Raw genomic sequence first — 18,478 nt, 5'->3', positions numbered from 1 at the left:
CCGCGGCGCAGGGCACAACGCCGCCCTGCGCCAGCTGGCGAACCGGTTGGTCGGCATCCTGCACGGCTGCCTCAAAACCGGCACCCTCTACGACGAGACGACCGCCTGGTCGCATCACGCCGAGAACGTCGCGGCTTGACATTTCAGCTCCTGGGATGTCTTTCAGGGCGGCATCCTCGTCTCGGCCTACACCGCCTCGAAGCACGCGATCGTCGGCATGACCAAGCTGCTGGCCAACGAGTGGGCCGCGTCAAACGTGCAGGTCAACGCCATCGCCCCGGGCTACATCGAAACCGGCAACACCGCCCCGCTCCGCGCCGACCCTGACCGCGAGCCGGCGATCCGAGCCCGCATCCCGGCGGGCCGCTGGGGCAAGCCGGAAGATCTGGCGGGCCCAGCGGTGTTCCTTTCGTCCACGGCGTCCGATTATGTGACCGGACACGTGCTCGTGGTCGATGGAGGCTGGCTGGCGAGATGACCGATACCGCCGTCGAGAAGACGCTCGCCGTGCTGGAGGCCCTCGCCGACCACACGCGCATCACGGACATCGCGCGGGTGACCGGCCTGCCGAAGTCCACGGTCCACCGCCTGCTCCAGACAATGGTGGACCGAGGCTTCGCCACCCTGGGCTCGGACGGCTACCTGACCGGCCCGCGCGTCCTGGCGCTCGCCGGCAAGGTGCTGCGCCCTCTCGACACGGTGGAGCGGGCCCGCCCGTTCCTGCGCGCGCTGCAGGAGTCCACGGGCTGCACGGTGCACTTGGCCGTGCTCTTCGGCGACGAACTGGTGTACGTGGACAAGATCGAGGCCAACAAGCCCTACCGCATGGCCTCGCGCCTGGGCATGTCCCTGCCCGCGCACGGCACCGCCATCGGCAAGGCCGTGCTGGCCTCGATGTCCGAAGCCGAACTGGACGCGTACATCGACCGGGTCGGCCTACCGGGCCGCACGCCACGCACGATCACCTCGTCCCTCCGCCTGAAGTCGCAGCTGACGCGGGTGCGACGGTCGCGGTTCGCGCTGGACGACGAGGAGAACGAGGTCGGGGTGCGTTGTGTGGGCGCCGCGATCCGTGACCACGCGGGCGCGGTGATCGGCGGGATTTCGGCGTCCTCACTGGCGATGGAGCACTCGTTGCCCGAGTTGATCGCGCTGGGACCGGGGGTGCTGCGGGCGGCCGACGAGGTGTCAGCGGCACTCGGCTGGGTCTGATCGGCGGTGCACCGCGTCGAACAACTGCCACCCGTCGAACTTCGTGCGAGCGGCCGGTTGCCAGCCGCGGGCGGCCGCCTCGTCGAGCATGGTGCGGATCACCCTGGGCAGGTTGAGGTTCAGGATCCGTCCATCGGGGTGTCGCACCGCGCCCGTGTGCGCGTACACGCCGTCGCCGGACTGGAACACCACCACGAACTCCCCCGGCGCACCGTCACAGCTCAACCTCACCACTTCACGGCAGCAGCTGTCGTCGTGAGAGTGGCGAACCGACCAGACGAACCGATCGGCACCGACGCGCAACCACCTGACCCTGCGGCGCCCCACGTGGATCACCCGCGGTGAAGCGTCGTCACCATCGCCTCGATCGCGATGCGCGGCTTCACGTTGACCTCGATCGCCTCCCGGCAGGCCAGCACCGCCTCCAGCCGCCGCAGAATCGACTCCTGCGACCACTGAGCAGCCGCCGTCTTGGAGTCACCGGCGCGGTCCGGGTGCATCAACGCGGCCTCTGAGCCGGTCTTGGTCACCAGTGCGTCCCGGTAGAACCCGGCCAGGTCCACCAACGCCATGTCCAACGAGTCGCGCTGGGTCCGGGTGGCCCGGGACTTCTGCCGCTTCTCCAGATCCTTCAACGCGCCCTTGGCACCACGGGTCGCGGCAGCGGTTCCCTTACCGGTTCCGCCGGCTCCCATCGCGGTCTCCAACGCCTCGCGCTCAGCCTCGTTGCGAGCCTCGTTGGCGGTGGTGGCGTCTTCCTCAGCAGCCTTGATCAGCTCATCAGCACAGGTGAAGACGTCAGCGGGCTTCCGCAGCGCCAGCGGAATCCGCAGCACGGCCTCCCGCCGGGACCGGGCCTCCTCGTCAACGGCCAGCCGCCGCGCCCGCCCAACGTGCCCGCCGCAAACCGACGCCGCCCACTGCGCCATCTCCGGCGCAATGCCGTCCACGGCCTCCAAAGCCGACGCGATGGCCGAAGGCCTAGGCGACCCCAAAGACACCAAGCGACAACGCGATCGGATGGTCACCGACACGTCGTCCGGATGATCGGAAGGCGCGCACAGCAGGAAGACCGTCCGCTCCGGCGGCTCCTCGACAGCCTTCAGCAGAGCGTTGGCCGCGCCCTCGGTCAACCGGTCCGCATCCTCGATGATCACCACCTGCCAGCGCCCGGAAGTGGGGCGGCGAGCGGAGATCTGCACGAGTGAACGCATCTCGGCGACCGAGATCGACAGGCCTTCGGGGGCGACGACCCGCACGTCGGCGTGGGTGCCGTGCAAGGTGGTCCGGCAGCCGGAGCACTCGCCGCAGCCGGGGCGATCGTCCGTGACGACGCACTGCAGGGCAGCGGCGAAGGCGCGAGCGGTCGAAGATCGGCCGGATCCGGGTGGGCCCGTGAAGAGCCATGCGTGCGTCATCACGCCTGGCGCCGGCGTTCCACCCGCAACGATCGTGGCCGCGGCCTCGGCAGCCGCGGACAGTGTGGCCACCGCGTCCGGCTGCCCGACCACCTCGTCCCACACGCTCATGGCTGCAGTCTTCCAGCGAACGCTCAGACCGCGGCTTCGGGGACCGCTCGCTTGCGGGTCGCCAGCAACGGCACGACCGCGGAGCGGACCCGCTCGGCCACCACGTCCGGGTCGCCGTCGGCCTCGACGACGACGTAGCGGTCCGGGTCGGCGGCGGCCATCTCGCTCAGCAGGCGCTGCACGCGCCAATGGTGTTCCAGAGCGATCGACTTGCCGTCGGTGACCGGGCGGTCCAGCAGGATCGTCAGGTCCGGGCGCAGGCGGCCGGTGGCCCAGTCGACCAGGCCTTCCAGCTCCTGGTGTTCCAGCGTGCTCGTGGCGGTGAAGTGCGCCAGCGGCGAGTCGACGTAGCGCTCCATCACCACGACGGAACCCTCGTCCAGGGCGGGGCGCACCTGCCGTTCGACGACATCGGCGCGCACGGCGGCGGCGACCAGGGCCTGCGCGCGCACGCCTGCCAGCTCGGCGGAGGACAGCATCGTGCGCAGGCGGCGTTCGTCGTGCTCCGGGTCGGCGGCCAGCAGGACGTCCAGGCCCTCGGCGCGCAGAGCGGCGGCCAGGCGCCGGGCCTGCACCGAGGTGTCCTCGCGGGTGTCGCCCTCGACGGCGATCAGCAGGCCCTTGGTGTTGCGGCGGCCGCGGATGGCCGCGAACAGCGACGACAGCACCGGCTCCTCGCGGCGGTCGTCCATCTGCCGGTACGCGACGAGGCCGAGCACGATGGCGATCACGGCGCCGCCGAGCATCACCGGGCGGGTCGCGTCGACCTCCATCGGGTGGCCGAACACGCTGACCTGGCGCTTCTGCAGCAGGGCGACCAGCAGCGGCGCGCCGGCCGACGCGCCGAACAGCACGACCTTGAGCAGCGACTGGATCAGCGCGACCGTGCGGCCGCGCATCTCGTCCTCGACCTGCGAGCCGACGATCGTCAGGCCGGTCAGGAACGCCACGCCGGCACACGCGCCGACCATGGCGACGGTCAGCAGCGCGATCCACAGGTGCGGGGCGAGCGCGACCACGACCAGCGTGATGCCGGCCCCCACGATCGTCACGCCGAACAGGCGGTTGTAGGCAAGGCGCTGGGCCAGTCTGGGCGCGGTCGCCATGCCGATCGCCAGACCGACGAACACGGCCACGAAGAGCAGGCCGAACGTCGAGGCGCCGCCCAGCAGCGACTGCGAGTAGAGCTTCGCGGTGGCGATCACGACACCGGCCGCGGCGAACGCGCCGATCATGCCGATCACCAGGCCGCGGACCAGCGGCGTCGCGGCGGCGAACCTCAGGCCGTCGCGGAACATCGCGACGAAGCCCGGCTTGTCGGCGTCGTCCTTCTTGCGGGTCGAGGAGACGCGGCCGGACAGCTCCGGCAGGCGGGTCGCGACCAGGATCGCCGAGGTGAAGTACAGCAGGCCGTTGATCATCACGGCGATCGTCGCGATGCGGAACTCCAGGTTCCCGCCCTGCAGGTTCAGGTAGCCCGGGATGCCCGCGATCAGCGAGTACAGGCCGAAGCCGCTGATCGTGGAGATGCCGTAGGTCATCACCAGGCCGAGCTGGTTCGCCGACTCCACCTGGTCCGGGCGGCGCAGCAGGTTCGGGACCGCCGACTCCTTGGCCGGGATCCACAGCATCGCGCAGCAGCCGACCAGGAAGTTCGCCACGAAGAGCCAGATCGGCGATCCGATCAGTGCGATCGAGATGAACAGCGACCCGCGCAGGATGTCGCAGATCACCATCACCTTGCGGCGGTCGAACCGGTCCGCGAGCACGCCACCGACGGGCGCGAACAGGATTCCCGGCAGCAACTGCGTCAGCACGACCAGCGACAGCGCGAACGACTGCCACTGGTAGCTGTTCATCATCTCGGAGACCAGACCGGTCAGCGCGAGAAGTGACAGCCAGTCACCGACGCTGCACAGATAGGTGACGAGCCACAGCCGCCGGAACGGCCTGATGGCCAGCACCGAGCGCAGCCGGTGGACCGTGGACACGCTGGACTGGGCCTGCCCTGCCTGGCCTGCCTCGGTCACTCCTGTGTCCGCGTCCTGAATCTCAGTCACCCCGATATCTGCCTGCTCCGTGCGGTCAGCGTAACCGGACCAGGCGGGTGAGGTTGCCGGACTCTCAGCGTTAACCGCTGAAGATCGCCCCAAGAATGTTGACGAGCACCAGCACGAAGAAGCCGATCACGATCAGGCAGCCGATGAACGCGGCCACACCACTCGACTGCTTGGTGGGCTGTTGCTGTTGCGCCGCAGGCATTTGCGCACCTGGCACGAACTGCTGAGGCGCCCGCTGGCGACGTCCGCGCGGCCGGCGCTGCTCCTGCTCCATCTGAGCCCAGACGGCCTGGCGCATCTCGTCGGTCAGCGTCGGCGGTGTAGGAACCGACACACGTGACGCGGAGTACCCGGAGGTCCACTGAGGAGCGATGAAGGTGTCAGCCGTCACCAACCCGGCCAGCGGGTCCGGGAAAAGCCGGGGAGGCGGCGGGGCCTGAGTCCCGTCCGGTCCGAAGTCGGAGCTCGGCACCGCCACCTCCAGATCAGCTCTTCGACTTGGCAGGAGCCTTCTTGGCCGCGGGCTTCTTCGCCGCGGTCGTCGCCTTCTTGGCCGGCGCCTTCTTCTTGACCGGTCCCTTGGCGCGCTTCTCCGCCAGCAGCTCGGCCGCGCGCTCGTCGGTGATCGTCTCGACGCTGTCCGTCTTGCGCAGCGAGGCGTTGGCCTCGCCGTCGGTGACGTACGGCCCGAACCGGCCGTCCTTGATCACCATCGGCTTGCCGGACACCGGGTCGTTGCCCAGCTCGCGCAACGGCGGCGCCGAGGCGGCCGAGCGACCGCGCTTCTTCGGCTCCGCGTAGATCTTGAGCGCCTCTTCGAGCGTGACCGTGAAGATCTGGTTCTCGTCGACGAGCGACCGCGAGTCCGTGCCCTTCTTCAGGTACGGGCCGTAGCGGCCGTTCTGCGCGGTGATCTCGGCACCCGTCTCCGGGTCCTTGCCCACCACGCGCGGCAGCGAGAGCAGCTTCAGCGCGTCTTCCAGCGTCACGGTGTCCAGCGACATCGACTTGAACAGCGAACCGGTGCGCGGCTTCGGCGCCTTCTTCGAAGCCGCGCCGTTCTCCGACGCCTCCGGCAGCACCTCGGTCACGTACGGACCGAAACGGCCTTCCTTGGCCACGATCTCGTTGCCCGAGACCGGGTCGACGCCCAGCGAACGGCCTTCCTGCGGCGTCGAGAACAGCTTCTCGGCGATCTCCGCGGTCAGCTCGTCCGGCGGCAGATCGTCCGGCAGGTTCGCGCGCTGCGCGGCACCGTCGACCTCGCGCTCCAGGTACGGCCCGAACCGGCCGACGCGGACCACTACCGTGCGGCCCTCGGAGTCGCTGAACAGCGGGATCGAGTTGACCTCGCGCGGGTCGATGTCCTCGACACCGGTCCCGACCAGCTTCTTCAGGCCACCGGAACGGCCGATCGAGCCGTCGGGGCCGATGCTGCCACCGAAGTAGAAGCCCGACAGCCACGTGGTGCGCTGCTGACGACCGGCGGCGATGCCGTCCAGCTCGTCCTCCAGCGCGGCGGTGAAGTCGTAGTCGACGAGACGGCCGAAGTGGACCTCGAGCAGCCCGACCACGGCGAAGGCGACCCACGACGGGACCAGCGCCGCGCCCTTCTTCCACACGTAGCCGCGGTCCTGGATGGTGCTGATGATCGACGAGTAGGTGGAGGGACGGCCGATGCCGAGCTCCTCCATCGTCTTGATCAGCGAGGGCTCGGTGTAGCGCGAGGGCGGCGAGGTGGTGTGGCCGTCCGCGGACAGCTCCGCGATCGTCAGCGCCTGGTCCTTGACCAGCTGCGGCAGGCGCGACTCCGCGTCGTCCGACTCGCCACCGGCCTCGGCGTCGACGGTCTCGACGTAGGCCTTGAGGAAGCCGGCGAACGTGATCGTGCGGCCGGACGCGGCGAACGTGACCTCCTGGCCCGTTGCGGCCCGGCCCTGGATGCGCACGCTGGTCGTGTTGCCCCGCGCGTCGGCCATCTGGGACGCGATCGTGCGCTGCCAGATCATCTCGTAGAGCTTGAACTCGTCGGCGTCCAGCTCGGCGGCCACCTGACCGGGCGTGCGGAAGACCTCGCCCGCCGGCCTGATCGCCTCGTGGGCCTCCTGCGCGTTCTTGACCTTGCGGTTGTACTGGCGCGGCTGCGGCGAGACGTACTGCGCGCCGTAGAGGTCCGTCGCCTGCGTGCGGGCCGCGTTGATCGCGGTCTCCGACAGCGTCGTGCTGTCGGTACGCATGTAGGTGATGTAGCCGTTCTCGTACAGCTTCTGCGCGGTGCGCATGGTGCGGTCGGCCGAGAACCGCAGCTTGCGGCCCGCCTCCTGCTGCAACGTCGAGGTCATGAACGGCGCGTACGGCTTGCGCGAGTACGGCTTCTCCTCGACCGAGGCGACCTTGACCGGCGCGTTCTCCAGCCCGGCTGCGATGGCGCGGGCCTGCGCCTCGTCCAGCACGACGACGTCGGCCTTGCCGGTCAGCTTGCCGTCCGACCCGAAGTCACGGCCGGTGGCGAGACGCGTGCCGTCGACGGCCACGAGACGCGCGCCGAACTGGCGCGGCGCGGCCTCGGCACCGGCGTCCATCTGCGCGGAGATGTCCCAGTAGCTCGCCGAGACGAACTTCATCCGCTCGCGTTCGCGCTCCACGACCAGACGCGTCGCCACGGACTGCACGCGGCCTGCCGAGAGCTTCGGCATGACCTTCTTCCACAGCACCGGGCTGACCTCGTAGCCGTAGAGGCGGTCGAGGATGCGGCGGGTCTCCTGGGCGTCGACCAGGTCCTGGTCGAGGTCACGCGGGTTGGCGGCAGCCGCCTGGATCGCGGACTCGGTGATCTCGTGGAACACCATCCGGCGAACCGGGACCTTCGGCTTCAGCGTCTCCAGCAGGTGCCACGCGATGGCCTCGCCCTCGCGGTCACCGTCTGTCGCGAGGTAGAGCTCGTCGACGTCCTTCAACGCTTCCTTGAGCTCGGTGACCAGCGACTTCTTGTCCGCGGACACCACGTAGAGCGGCTCGAAGTCGTGATCGACGTCCACGCCGAGCCTGGCCCACGCCTGACCCTTGAACTTCGCGGGAACGTCGGCGGCACCGCGCGGCAGGTCCCGGATGTGTCCCCTGGAGGACTCCACGACGAAGTTGCTGCCGAGGTACGACGCGATCTTGCGCGCCTTCGTGGGCGACTCGACGATCACAAGTCGTCGGGTACTACCCGCTCCTCCGCTGCTCTTTCTCGTCCGTGTCGATCCAGCCACTCGCCGTCCCGCTCTCTTCCAAACCCGGTTCCCAGGCCCGCCAGTGTTGCCCAGCGTCGGCCGAAAAGCACACCATCCGCGACGCCCGTACGACGAGACAGAGTGACACAACCTTGCCGGACCGCCCGCTCAGGCCGCCGGCCAGGTGCTCATCGCCACTCCGTGCGGAGGGCTTCCGACCAGCTCAGCGAGCCGAGCCAGCCTTCGTCGGCCGGTTACCCGCAACGCCGGAGCCCCTACCAGGGTGCACGGAAGTCCGGATGCGAGCAGGGCATTTTGCAACGGTTCGTGTGTCTGGGGTGCGTTGGGGTCCAAACCGAGCAGGTACGCCGACTCCATCCAGCTGCCCGCGGCCAGCGCCCAGATCCGCAGCACTGCTCCGTTCAGCTCGAAGCCGGTCGGCACCTTCTTGACAGATCCGTCCAGCCAGCGGGCGGCCAGAGGGGTGAGATCGGTGCGGAACGGCGTGCGGACGAACCGCGTGCCCTCCTCGTTGACGCACAGCTCGGACGTGACGCCGCGCTCGGCGCACGCCTGCCTGAGCGGCTGGTGACGCCACTCGTCGCGCAGCTCGACGTACACGCGGGCGGCCGTACCGCGTGCGAAGCTGACGGCCTGCCCCGGCCCGCAGAGGAAGCCGGCGAGGTCCGCCTTGGCCGGCGTGCGCGCCTCGGCCGAGAAGAAGGACAGCTGCCCAACCACGGCCCACAGAGTAGAACAGGCGTTCGACTGTGACCAGTGGTGCGCCTGTGACTACGCCGGTTGAGCGATCACTGCTGACCTCCGGCCTTCAGCTGGGTGCAGGGGACCGACTTGCCCATCGCTCCTGCGTACTTGGGCGATTTCTCCAGTGCGTCGAAGGTCGCTCGCAGCTGTTCGGGGCTGCTCACCTGCGACGTGTCGGCCAGCGCCTTCTCCGCGCTCTCCCAGAACTGCCCGTTCGGCTCCAGGGCCTTCACCGGCGCCTCCGCGGCCGCGTAGGACCTGGCCGACTCGCCCATGTACTTCATCAACCGCTCGTGCACGTCCTCGAGCTCGTCCGACGGCGGTCCCAGCTCCTTGAGCTTCTTCTCCGCGTCCGTGAGCGCCGTGGCGTTCGCAGTGACGAGCTTGAGGTAGGCCGTCTTGACCGCGGCGGGGTTGGCGGGGTCCTGAGTCTTCAGCTCCAGTGCCGCCTTCATGCCGGGCAGCAGGCCGCCGCAGAAGGCGTCGACCCACTGGCCCTGCGCCTCGGTGAGCGGCTTGTCCTCGTCGGACGCGCAGGCGCTCGTCAGCGCGATCGTGGTCAGCAGAGCTGCGATCAGGCGTGATCTCACAACGTCAGTTTCCAGGCAGCTGCTCGGCCAGATCCTGCCAGGCCACGCCGTCCGCTCAAACCCCAGGTCAGGTCGCAGATCGCGCGAACACCACCCGTTCGAGCGACCCCTTCGCGCAGTCCCCGGAGATCAGGAGGTAGGTGCGGAACTCGTGGAGATCTGCAGGTCCTTGCAGTTCGCGGCCTTCTGGGCGACCGGCGCGAGACCTGTCTCGTCGAACTTCTTCTGCACGTCGGCACCGGTCGTCTCGAGCGCGGCCGCCTTGGTGACCATCTCGGTGAACGCGGCGACGACCTGCGTGGGGTCGTTCGAGGAGTCGAGCTTCGACTTGGTGTCGGAGAGCAGCGTCCTGATCTGGCCCATGCCGTCCTCCGCGGCCGTGACCAGCTCCTTCGACTTCGGGTGCGGACCGTTCTCCAGCGCCTTGAGGTCCGCGATCGACTTGTCGACCGCGGCCACCCTGGTGCCGAGCCAGTCCGAGAGGCCCGTCTTGAGCTTCGACGGGTCGTTCATGTCGATGCTGGGCTCGTCCGACATGGCTTTCACGGTGCCACCAACGGCACCGCAGACCTTGTCCATCCACGCCACGACGTCGGCCTCGTTCGGGGTGGCCGACGTCGACGACGTGGAGGAACCTCCGCTGCTGCACGCGGTGAGCGCGAGCAGGCTCGTCAGAAGTGCGATGGCGGTGTGACGCATGGGGCGACGCATGGAGCGGAAGCTACTCCGAACGGGCTCGCTCAGCTCGTCGGCGTGACGTTGAGGCGCTGCATCTCCTGGCATTTCGACGCGGTCTGCGTGGCCTTCTGCAGCTCGGGCACGGCCTTGAGCTCGCGCAGCGGGTCGGCGAGCTCGGAGAGCTTGGCGATGGCCTCTCCGGCGGCCTGGAGGCCACCGCTCGCGTTGTTCGCGTCGGCCTGCTCGATCTTGGTCTTGGCGTCGGTGAAAACCGCGCCCAAAGAGGTGAAGGCGTCCGCCATCTTCGTGACGGCCTCCTCGCCGCCCGCGACGGGCGACGGACCGACGTTCTTGAGGCCCTCCGCCGACTTGGTGAAGGCGTCGGCGAGCTGGCCCATGTAGGCGGCCATCTCGGCCTTGAGCTTGGCGGAGTCGCCCGCGTCGAGCTTCGGGGGCGTCTTCTCGATCTTGGCGAACTCGGACGCGGCGCCGCACACCTTGTCCATGTAGGCGACGGCCTCGGGGCTGGCCGCGCCGCTGGTGGGCGTCGCTGAAGTGCCGGAGTTGCCGCCGATGGTGGTGCACCCGGCCAACGCGCAGGTGGCAACAACGGCAGTGGCGACGAGGCGGAGCCTCATGTCGTAACTCCTCGGTCGGGGTACGTCGGGGGAATCCCGAAAGTACCCCGACCGGAGGTGGTGGAACTACGCGGCGCCGTTGCTCACGGTCTCCGCGGGGGTGTCCGCGATGACCGTGCTGCGCCGCTTGGACACGACGACCGCACCCACGATGATCAGTGCCGCGACCACGGCGATCGCGATGCGGATCGCGTCGGAAGCCTGATCACCGATGGTGAACATGACGATGGCGGGCGCGATCAGCACCGAGACCAGGTTCATCACCTTGATCAGCGGGTTGATGGCAGGGCCGGCGGTGTCCTTGAACGGGTCGCCGACGGTGTCGCCGATGACCGTCGCGGCGTGGGCGTCGGAGCCCTTGCCACCGTGGTTGCCGTCCTCGACCAGCTTCTTGGCGTTGTCCCAGGCACCACCGGAGTTGGCCAGGAAGACCGCCATGAGCGTGCCGGTCGCGATCGCACCGGCCAGGTAACCCGCCAGCGGGCCGACGCCGAGGCCGAAGCCGACGGCGACCGGGGCGAGCACGGCCATCAGACCCGGCGTCGCGAGCTCGCGCAGCGAGTCCCTGGTGCAGATGTCGACGACCTTGCCGTACTCCGGCTTGACGGTGCCGTCCATGATGCCGGGGTTCTCGCGGAACTGACGGCGCACCTCGAACACGATGGCACCGGCGGCGCGCGTCACGGCGTTGATCGCGAGACCCGAGAACATGAAGACGACGGCCGCACCGATCACGACGCCGACAAGGACGTTCGGGCTGAACACCAGGTTGGTGAACGACACAGGCAGATCGCCGGCCACGTTGCCGACCTTGGCGATCGCCTGCTCGATCGCGTCGCGGTAGGAGCCGAACAGCGCCGTCGCGGCGAGCACGGCCGTCGCGATCGCGATGCCCTTGGTGATGGCCTTGGTGGTGTTGCCGACCGCGTCGAGCTCGGTGAGGATCTGCGCGCCCTCGCCGTGCACGTCACCGGACATCTCCGCGATGCCCTGCGCGTTGTCGGAGACCGGACCGAAGGTGTCCATCGCGACGATGACACCGACGGTCGTGAGCAGACCACAACCGGCCAGCGCAATCGCGAACAGCGAGACGACGACCGAACCGGAGAGCAGGAACGCGCCGTACACGGCAGCACCGATGACGAGCGCGGTGTAGACGGCCGACTCGAAACCGACCGAGATACCGGACAGGATCACAGTCGCCGCACCGGTCAGCGAGGTCTTGCCGACCTCCTTGACCGGCTTGTGGTCGGTGCCGGTGTAGTAGCCGGTCAGCCACAGGATGACGCCGGCCAGCACGATGCCGATGATCACCGCCACGGACGCGATCAGCGCCGGGTTGCCGCTGGTGGCCCTGATCGAGTCGCTGATGCCGTCGAGGTCGGCGAACGAGCTCGGCAGGAACGCGAACGCCGCGATCGTGCACAGGACGGCGGAGATGACCGCGGAGATGTAGAAGGAGCGGTTGATGGCCGTGAGGCCGCTCTCACCGGCCTTCGCACGCGTCGTGTAGACACCGATGACGGCGGTCAGCACACCGATCGCGGGAACGATCAGCGGGAACATCAGGCCCTGCGCGCCGAACGCGGCGGTGCCGAGGATCAGCGACGCGACCAGGGTGACGGCGTAGGACTCGAAGAGGTCCGCGGCCATACCGGCGCAGTCGCCGACGTTGTCGCCCACGTTGTCCGCGATGGTGGCGGCGTTGCGGGGGTCGTCCTCGGGGATGTTCTGCTCGACCTTGCCGACGAGGTCGGCGCCGACGTCGGCGGCCTTGGTGAAGATGCCACCACCGACACGCATGAACATCGCGAGCAGCGCGGCACCGAAACCGAAGCCTTCCAGGACCTTCGGGGCCTGACCGGCGTACACGAGCACGACCAGCGCGGCACCGAACAGACCGAGACCGACGGTGGTCATACCGACCACACCACCGGTGCGGAAAGCAACGCGCATCGCCTTTTCGCGACCGCCTTCACCTTCGTTCGCGGCGGCGGCGACACGCACGTTGGCGCGCGTGGACAACCACATGCCCAGGTAGCCGATGATCGCCGAGAACACGGCACCGACGATGAAGAACAACGACCGGCCGATTCGTTCGGCGATGTCGTCGGCCGGTAGCGCGAACAGCAGTACGAACACGACCACGACAAAAATGCCGAGCGTGCGGAACTGCCGGTTGAGGTAGGCCGCTGCGCCCTCCTGAACCGCCTTGGCGATGTCCTGCATCTTGGGGGTGCCCTGGCCCGCGGCCAGCACCTCCCTGAGCAGCACGTACCCGACGGCGAGAGCAGCCAGGGCGACCACGGCGACCACGGCTACGACGCCGCGATCACCCCCGGAGAGCTCGAGGCTCTCCGCGAGGAATTGCCGGGACATCCGTCCTCCTGGTGAGTTGCCATGTGCAGCGCCAAGGCAGACCAGCCGCCCTCGCGCGACGTGACGCATCCCTCATTGGATGCGATGAGCGGGGAGTCTAGGGGTTGCTTGCAACGAGGCAACGAACTGTCCCGATCCGTGCACACACCGTTATCTGCGCAGGAAGCCGACCACGCCCCGGGCAGAAGTGTCGGTGTCGTGTGCAAAGCTCGCCTCGTGGTGGATCAGGGACGGCGGTTGCTGGACCGCGTGCTGGCGGGAGTACCCGCCGGGGAGTCACCTCTCACACACGCACGTGATCTGCCGTTGCGGCAGGCTGATCACGTCGAATGGCCCTCGTGGGCCGCCGGGCCGGTGGTCGCCGCGTTCACCGAGATCGGTGTGCGTGAGCCGTGGCGGCACCAGGCGGAGGCGGCGTCGCTGGCGTGGTCCGGGCAGCACGTCGTGCTCGCGACGGGCACCGCGTCCGGCAAGTCGCTCGCCTACCAACTGCCCGTGCTTTCCACTCTTTTGGCGGACACGAAGGCAACGGCGCTGTACCTGTCACCGACCAAAGCCCTTGGGGCGGACCAGCTCCGCTCGCTCGACGAGCTCGGGATCAAGGGGATCCGCGCGGCGGCCTACGACGGTGACACCCCGATGGCCGAACGCGACTGGGTCAAGGCGCACGCGAACTGGGTGTTCACGAACCCGGACATGCTGCACCGCGGGATCCTGCCGCAGCACCCGAAATGGCTGCGGTTCTTCCGCCGGCTGAAGTACGTGGTGATCGACGAGTGCCATTCCTATCGCGGTGTTTTCGGTTCCCACGTCGCGTTGTTGATGCGCCGCCTGCGGAGGGTCGCGCGGAAATACGGCGCGGATCCGATCTTCGTTTTGGCATCGGCCACTGTGGCTGATCCTTCTTCGTCGGCTGAAAGGCTGCTCGGAGTCCCGGTTTCCGCTGTCGTGGACGACTACTCGCCGCGCGCCTCGCGGACCGTCGCGCTGTGGGAGCCGCCGCTGACCTCTCTGGAGGGTGAGAACGGCGCGCCCGTGCGGCGTTCGGCCGGCGCGGAGACGTCGCGGATCCTCGCCGACCTCGTGATCGAGGGCGCGCGTTCGCTCGCCTTCGTGCGCTCGCGGCGCGGTGCCGAGCTGACCGCGCTGGGCGCGCAGCGAATTCTGTCCGAAGTAGACAGTGAGCTGCCCGGCCGGGTGGCCGCCTACCGGGGCGGGTTCCTGCCGGAGGAGCGGCGCGCGCTGGAGAAGGCGCTGTCCACTGGCGATCTGCTGGGCGTGGCCACGACGAACGCGCTGGAGCTGGGCGTCGACATCGCCGGGCTGGACGCCGTGGTGGTGGCCGGTTTCCCCGGCACGTTCGCCTCGTTCTGGCAGCAGGCGGGCCGCGCCGGACGCTCTGGCGACAGCGCGCTGGTGGTGTTCGTGGCGCGCGACGACCCGTTGGACACGTACCTGGTGCACAACCCTGCCGCGGTGCTGGACCGGCCGGTCGAGGCCACGGTCCTGGATCCGTTGAACCCCTATGTATTAGGACCGCAGCTGGCGTGCGCCGCGGCCGAGATGCCGCTGACCCCCGCGTGTCTTCCCGACTTCGGCGGGCCGGTGGCCGAGGCCGTGCTCGCCGACCTGGTGGCGGAGAAGCTGCTACGCAGGCGTCCTGCCGGGTGGTACTGGGCGTCGCACGACAGGCCGCACGCCGGGGTGGACATCCGCGGCTCCGGCGGCGACCAGGTGGCTGTCGTCGAGTCGGACTCCGGCCGGATGCTCGGCACGGTCGACCCGGGGTCCGCCTGCTGGCAGGTGCATCCCGGTGCCGTCTACCTGCATCAGGGTCGGGCGTACGTGGTCGACGATCTCGACGTGGAGAGCGGCCTCGCGATGGTGCACCGCGAAGACCCGGAGTGGACGACACAACCGCGGGACTGCGTCGACATCACCGTGGTGCGCGAGATCGAACGCGCCGACTTCGGCGGTGTGTCGGTGTGCCTGGGCGAGGTGGAGGTGACCACGCAGGTCGTCGGCTACCTGCGGCGGCTGCCGTCCGGCGTGGTGCTCGACCAGATCCCGCTCGATCTACCGGAGCAGACCCTGCAGACCCGTGCCGTCTGGTACACCGTCGACGAATCCCTCCTGTTCGACGCCGGTGTGGAGGCCAAGCGAATCCCCGGTGCGCTGCACGCCGCCGAACACGCGGCGATCGGCCTGCTGCCGCTGTTCGCGACGTGCGACAGGTGGGACATCGGCGGCGTGTCGACGGCGCTGCACCCGGACACCGGCATGCCCACGGTGTTCGTGCACGACGGCCACCCCGGCGGCGCGGGCTTCGCGGACCGGGGCCACTCGGCGCTGCGGGCCTGGCTGTCGGCGACGCGGTCGGCGATCAGCTCGTGCTCCTGCCCGATGGGGTGCCCGTCGTGCGTGCAGTCGCCCAAGTGCGGCAACGGCAACGAACCGCTGGACAAGGCCGGTGCCGTCCTCGTGCTGGACGTCGTGCTGAGCAAAATCGCCTGACCGGGTGGCCTCCGCCTGGCTACGGTGTGGGCGTGAACGCATGCAGCTGCAACGCCGCTGACCGGACCCGTCGCGCCTAGGCGCGGCCGAGTCCGATGCTCCGCCGCGCCCGTTTCCCTCTGGCCACGGGTTCCAGGAGTCTGCCTTGTTCACGCCCTTTTCTGATCTGAACGCACTGCTCGCCGACCTCGTCTCGTCGGTCCGCGAGATCCTCGGCCCCACCTACGTGGGGACGTACGTCCAGGGCTCGTTCGCCCTCGGCGCCGGTGACATCCACAGCGACTGCGACTTCATCGTCGCCTGCACGGAGCTGCCGTCCGGCGATCGCGAAGCCGGGCTGCGCGCGCTGCACGCCGAGATCCCCACCCGCCCCGGTCACTGGTCGACCGAGATCGAGGGCTCGTACGCCGACGTCGAGTCGCTGCGCTCGGTGGCTGGCCTCGGGGTTCCGTGGCTGTTCAACGACCACGGCTCACGGACTCTGGTGTGGGATCTGCACTGCAACAGCCCGCACGCGCGGTGGATCCTGCGCAACCACGGCATCGTGCTGGACGGCCCGCCGATCACGTCGCTGGTCGACGAGGTCCCGGCTGATGTCCTGCGCTCTTCGATGCGCGCTGAGCTGCCCCACGTTCTGGAGGGCATCAAGACGTGGGCGCCGATGGGCAACGCGTGGACTCAGCGCTACATCGTCGCGGCGTACTGCCGGACGCTCTACACGATCCACACAGGAGAGGTGGAGTCGAAGCGCGGTGCGCTGCTGTGGGCTTTGAAAATGCTCGATCAGCGGTGGCACCCGCTGATCGAGCAGGTCATCGAGGACCGGGACCTCGGCTGGGACGCCGACGCGGTACCGCGTCCGGGAAGCATGGAGCAGGCCTTCGCTTTCGCGGCCTACTGCGAGCTTCTCTGACTTTCGTGGGCGCGCGCCGCAGGCTCACGGGTACCTGCGGCGCGCGCTCTCCACGTGCCGAACACTGTTTTCCCGCCTGCTACCGCTTGGCGACCGGATCCCTTGGAACATCGGTGGAATCTGGTTGTTCGTCTCGACAGGACACGCGGGAGGCGACGGTGTCGACTGTCTTGGGACGAACTCCGGGGAGGAGCCGGCTTCACCGACCGCGGCAGAGCTGTTGCCCTGCCACTAACGTTCCTCGGCCCGGTCGTTCTTCGCGGGAGGCTGTCCTTCGGGGTGCGTGTTCGGCTTTTCGCCCGTTCCTCTGCGGCCCCGAAGTGCGGGGTACGGAGGCCGATCATCGGATCGGGCTGGGGTGGAACGGCCGCGCAGGGCATCGCCTTCGGGGTTGTCGGGGAGAGTCCACGACGACACCCAGCGCGGCCGGGCTTTGCAGTTGTGTCAGGCGATTTCGAGCTGGAAGCCGGCCGGGGCGTGCAGCGCCTCGACCAGTGCGTCCTGCACGATGTGCGCGTCCGGGAGGTTCCAGCCGCAGATCGACGGCTTGACCCGCCAGTGCACGACGCCGTGCGCCATCGGGGTGGGCGGCAGCGGGATGTACTCGCCCTGGGCGTAGTGGTGCACGTCCGAGTTGTTGGCCAGCTCGGTGTTGAGCTTCGAGCCGGACTTCACCAGGAACATCCACCGGCCGGACGGGGTCGCGGCGATCGGCACGGGAACACCGATCGACCGCAGTGCGACGGCCGCGCGGCGGCCGAGGTCGGTGCCGACCTCGATCGCGTCCACCACGTGGCCGGTGGCGACGAGAAGGCTGTAGGAACGACCGGCCCACCACGTGGCGACCTGATCGGGACGCGTACCGATGCGGTCCACCCAGTCGCGGTGCACCGGGATCGGACCGTGGAGCTCGAGCCCGCTGCGGCCCGCCCACTGGGTGACGCCCTGCTCCGAACCGGCCGGATAGGTGCCGGGCAGTACGGGCCAACCGCGGTACGCGAGGCTCACGGCCTCGGCACGCAGTTCGATGCGGAAGGCCCCGCGCCAGCTATCCGACCAATCCATCTTCCGTCGCCTTCTTCCTAGGCTCTGACTCGACATCGACGTGGTGTCGGTTTCGTTGAGACACCGCGTCGGTGCCGCCACTACAACTAACGACACCGGCACCAGCCTCCGTAACCCCCGCTCGACAACTGGTAGCTACGGAACGGCGAACGCCCTTTGCGAGAACGAGGAACTGAACTCCCCGCGTTTAGTTCGATCACCGTTCAGCATGTCCGGGCGCCGGTGTGAGTCCGCTCACCGCCCGGAGGTGACCGCTCGTCGCGCTCCAAACGCTTTGATCTTCGGCCGGACCTGCCCTCGACCGCGCGCTCACCGGGCCGAACGGCGTAACCGCCGACACCGACACAACCACCTCCCAACCGCTCACCGAGCAGCTCTCGAGTGCCGCCCCGTTGCTCTGCGCCACCCGTTTCGCCTGTTCACAAGCACTTTCGGCACCTTGGGGAAGGCTCGACGCACCGGCGAGCGCCGCGAGATCGGCCGCACCTGTCACCCGGTGCCGCACGACGACGGCCGCACCGACCTGGACACCGGTGATCGTCACGATGATCAGCAACAACATCGCCACCACGCCGCTCACCGCAGCCGAACCGCACTCATCACCAGGCGCTTCGCCGTTCATCGCGGCTCCAGCACGGCGAACGCCTCCGCGCCGAGCGGCACGCCCAGTGGTCCGCGTTTGGCGACGACGACCCTGACGGCGTCACCTTCGTGCTGAAACGCGACGCTCGCTCCGGGCGCGATCTGCCCGACCGCCTCCTCACCGCGCTGCCGTTCACCGCGCGCCGTGAGCCGCGCCGCCTCTCTCGCTGCGTCGGTGCACCGCATCTGCTCGATGGCCGCTGTCAGCCCAGCGGCCGCCAACGCCATGACCACCAGCAGCGCGCACACCGCGATGGCCGCCTCCACCGTGACCATGC

Annotated in this window: 16 protein-coding genes and 2 pseudogenes; 5 read left to right on the top strand and 13 right to left on the bottom strand. The window is 69.0% G+C overall.

The features are described 5' to 3' along the window. The 3 genes and pseudogenes from ABFX45_RS02915 to ABFX45_RS02905 form a co-directional block, all read left to right on the top strand. Window positions 1-139 (top strand): annotated as a pseudogene (locus tag ABFX45_RS02915) (IS110 family transposase); the annotation flags it as partial. A gap of 18 nt (window positions 140-157) precedes the next feature. Continuing rightward, window positions 158-478: pseudogene (locus ABFX45_RS02910) on the top strand (SDR family oxidoreductase); the annotation flags it as partial. Continuing rightward, window positions 475-1,212 carry an IclR family transcriptional regulator gene (locus ABFX45_RS02905; RefSeq protein WP_346127305.1) on the top strand — a complete coding sequence of 246 codons (738 nt, stop codon included), beginning with the start codon at window positions 475-477 and terminating at the stop codon, window positions 1,210-1,212. The pseudogene ABFX45_RS02910 and the gene ABFX45_RS02905, both read left to right, overlap by 4 nt. Here the strand turns inward: ABFX45_RS02905 and ABFX45_RS02900 are convergent. The 10 genes from ABFX45_RS02900 to ABFX45_RS02855 form a co-directional block, all read right to left on the bottom strand. After that, on the bottom strand, window positions 1,189-1,443 hold the full coding sequence (locus ABFX45_RS02900) for a hypothetical protein (RefSeq protein WP_346127303.1): 255 nt from the start codon (window positions 1,441-1,443) through the stop codon (window positions 1,189-1,191). The two genes, ABFX45_RS02905 and ABFX45_RS02900, sit on opposite strands and share 24 nt — an antisense overlap. A 101-nt stretch (window positions 1,444-1,544) precedes the next feature. Further along, window positions 1,545-2,741 carry a DNA polymerase III subunit delta' gene (locus tag ABFX45_RS02895; RefSeq protein WP_109631093.1) on the bottom strand — a complete coding sequence of 399 codons (1,197 nt, stop codon included), beginning with the start codon at window positions 2,739-2,741 and terminating at the stop codon, window positions 1,545-1,547. A gap of 23 nt (window positions 2,742-2,764) precedes the next feature. Then, on the bottom strand, window positions 2,765-4,801 hold the full coding sequence (locus ABFX45_RS02890) for a bifunctional MFS transporter/dTMP kinase (protein ID WP_109631090.1): 2,037 nt from the start codon (window positions 4,799-4,801) through the stop codon (window positions 2,765-2,767). A gap of 70 nt (window positions 4,802-4,871) precedes the next feature. Then, window positions 4,872-5,273, bottom strand: a complete 402-nt coding sequence (locus tag ABFX45_RS02885) for a hypothetical protein (RefSeq protein ID WP_146231389.1) — start codon at window positions 5,271-5,273, stop codon at window positions 4,872-4,874. 13 nt (window positions 5,274-5,286) lie between these two features. After that, complete coding sequence (gene topA, locus ABFX45_RS02880; protein ID WP_109631084.1) at window positions 5,287-8,055, bottom strand: type I DNA topoisomerase; 2,769 nt, start codon at window positions 8,053-8,055, stop codon at window positions 5,287-5,289. A 129-nt stretch (window positions 8,056-8,184) separates the two neighbouring features. Continuing rightward, window positions 8,185-8,757, bottom strand: coding sequence for a hypothetical protein (locus ABFX45_RS02875; RefSeq protein WP_109631081.1), 573 nt, complete (start codon window positions 8,755-8,757; stop codon window positions 8,185-8,187). Window positions 8,758-8,825: 68 nt separating this feature from the next. Next, window positions 8,826-9,371 (bottom strand): hypothetical protein, encoded by a 546-nt coding sequence (locus ABFX45_RS02870; RefSeq protein ID WP_109631078.1) that lies wholly within the window; start codon window positions 9,369-9,371, stop codon window positions 8,826-8,828. 129 nt (window positions 9,372-9,500) lie between these two features. Then, entirely contained in the window at window positions 9,501-10,082 is a 582-nt protein-coding gene (locus tag ABFX45_RS02865) for a hypothetical protein (protein ID WP_112231172.1), read from the bottom strand. A gap of 29 nt (window positions 10,083-10,111) precedes the next feature. Beyond that, on the bottom strand, window positions 10,112-10,687 hold the full coding sequence (locus ABFX45_RS02860) for a hypothetical protein (protein WP_109631071.1): 576 nt from the start codon (window positions 10,685-10,687) through the stop codon (window positions 10,112-10,114). A 66-nt stretch (window positions 10,688-10,753) separates the two neighbouring features. Continuing rightward, entirely contained in the window at window positions 10,754-13,066 is a 2,313-nt protein-coding gene (locus ABFX45_RS02855; RefSeq protein WP_346127299.1) for a sodium-translocating pyrophosphatase, read from the bottom strand. A 198-nt stretch (window positions 13,067-13,264) separates the two neighbouring features. Between ABFX45_RS02855 and ABFX45_RS02850 the strand changes: the two genes are divergently transcribed. Further along, window positions 13,265-15,580, top strand: a complete 2,316-nt coding sequence (locus ABFX45_RS02850) for a DEAD/DEAH box helicase (RefSeq protein ID WP_346127297.1) — start codon at window positions 13,265-13,267, stop codon at window positions 15,578-15,580. 145 nt (window positions 15,581-15,725) lie between these two features. Continuing rightward, window positions 15,726-16,493, top strand: a complete 768-nt coding sequence (locus tag ABFX45_RS02845) for an aminoglycoside adenylyltransferase domain-containing protein (RefSeq protein WP_112231176.1) — start codon at window positions 15,726-15,728, stop codon at window positions 16,491-16,493. 444 nt (window positions 16,494-16,937) lie between these two features. Here ABFX45_RS02845 and ABFX45_RS02840 read toward each other — a convergent pair whose 3' ends face one another. The 3 genes from ABFX45_RS02840 to ABFX45_RS02830 all read right to left on the bottom strand — a co-directional run bounded on the left by ABFX45_RS02840 (window position 16,938) and on the right by ABFX45_RS02830 (window position 18,476). Then, complete coding sequence (locus ABFX45_RS02840) at window positions 16,938-17,558, bottom strand: bifunctional DNA primase/polymerase (protein ID WP_109631058.1); 621 nt, start codon at window positions 17,556-17,558, stop codon at window positions 16,938-16,940. A gap of 196 nt (window positions 17,559-17,754) precedes the next feature. Further along, window positions 17,755-18,180, bottom strand: coding sequence for an Rv3654c family TadE-like protein (locus ABFX45_RS02835; RefSeq protein ID WP_109631055.1), 426 nt, complete (start codon window positions 18,178-18,180; stop codon window positions 17,755-17,757). Further along, complete coding sequence (locus ABFX45_RS02830) at window positions 18,177-18,476, bottom strand: TadE family type IV pilus minor pilin (RefSeq protein WP_346127293.1); 300 nt, start codon at window positions 18,474-18,476, stop codon at window positions 18,177-18,179. The genes ABFX45_RS02835 and ABFX45_RS02830 overlap by 4 nt, the downstream gene beginning before the upstream one ends. Window positions 18,477-18,478 lie beyond the last annotated feature (2 nt).

It is taken from the genome of Lentzea roselyniae, from assembly GCF_039537795.1.
Taxonomy (GTDB): Bacteria; Actinomycetota; Actinomycetes; order Mycobacteriales; family Pseudonocardiaceae; genus Lentzea; species Lentzea atacamensis.
The sequence above is the reverse complement of the archived record's forward strand: the minus strand, read 5'-3'. Positions and strand labels throughout refer to the sequence as shown.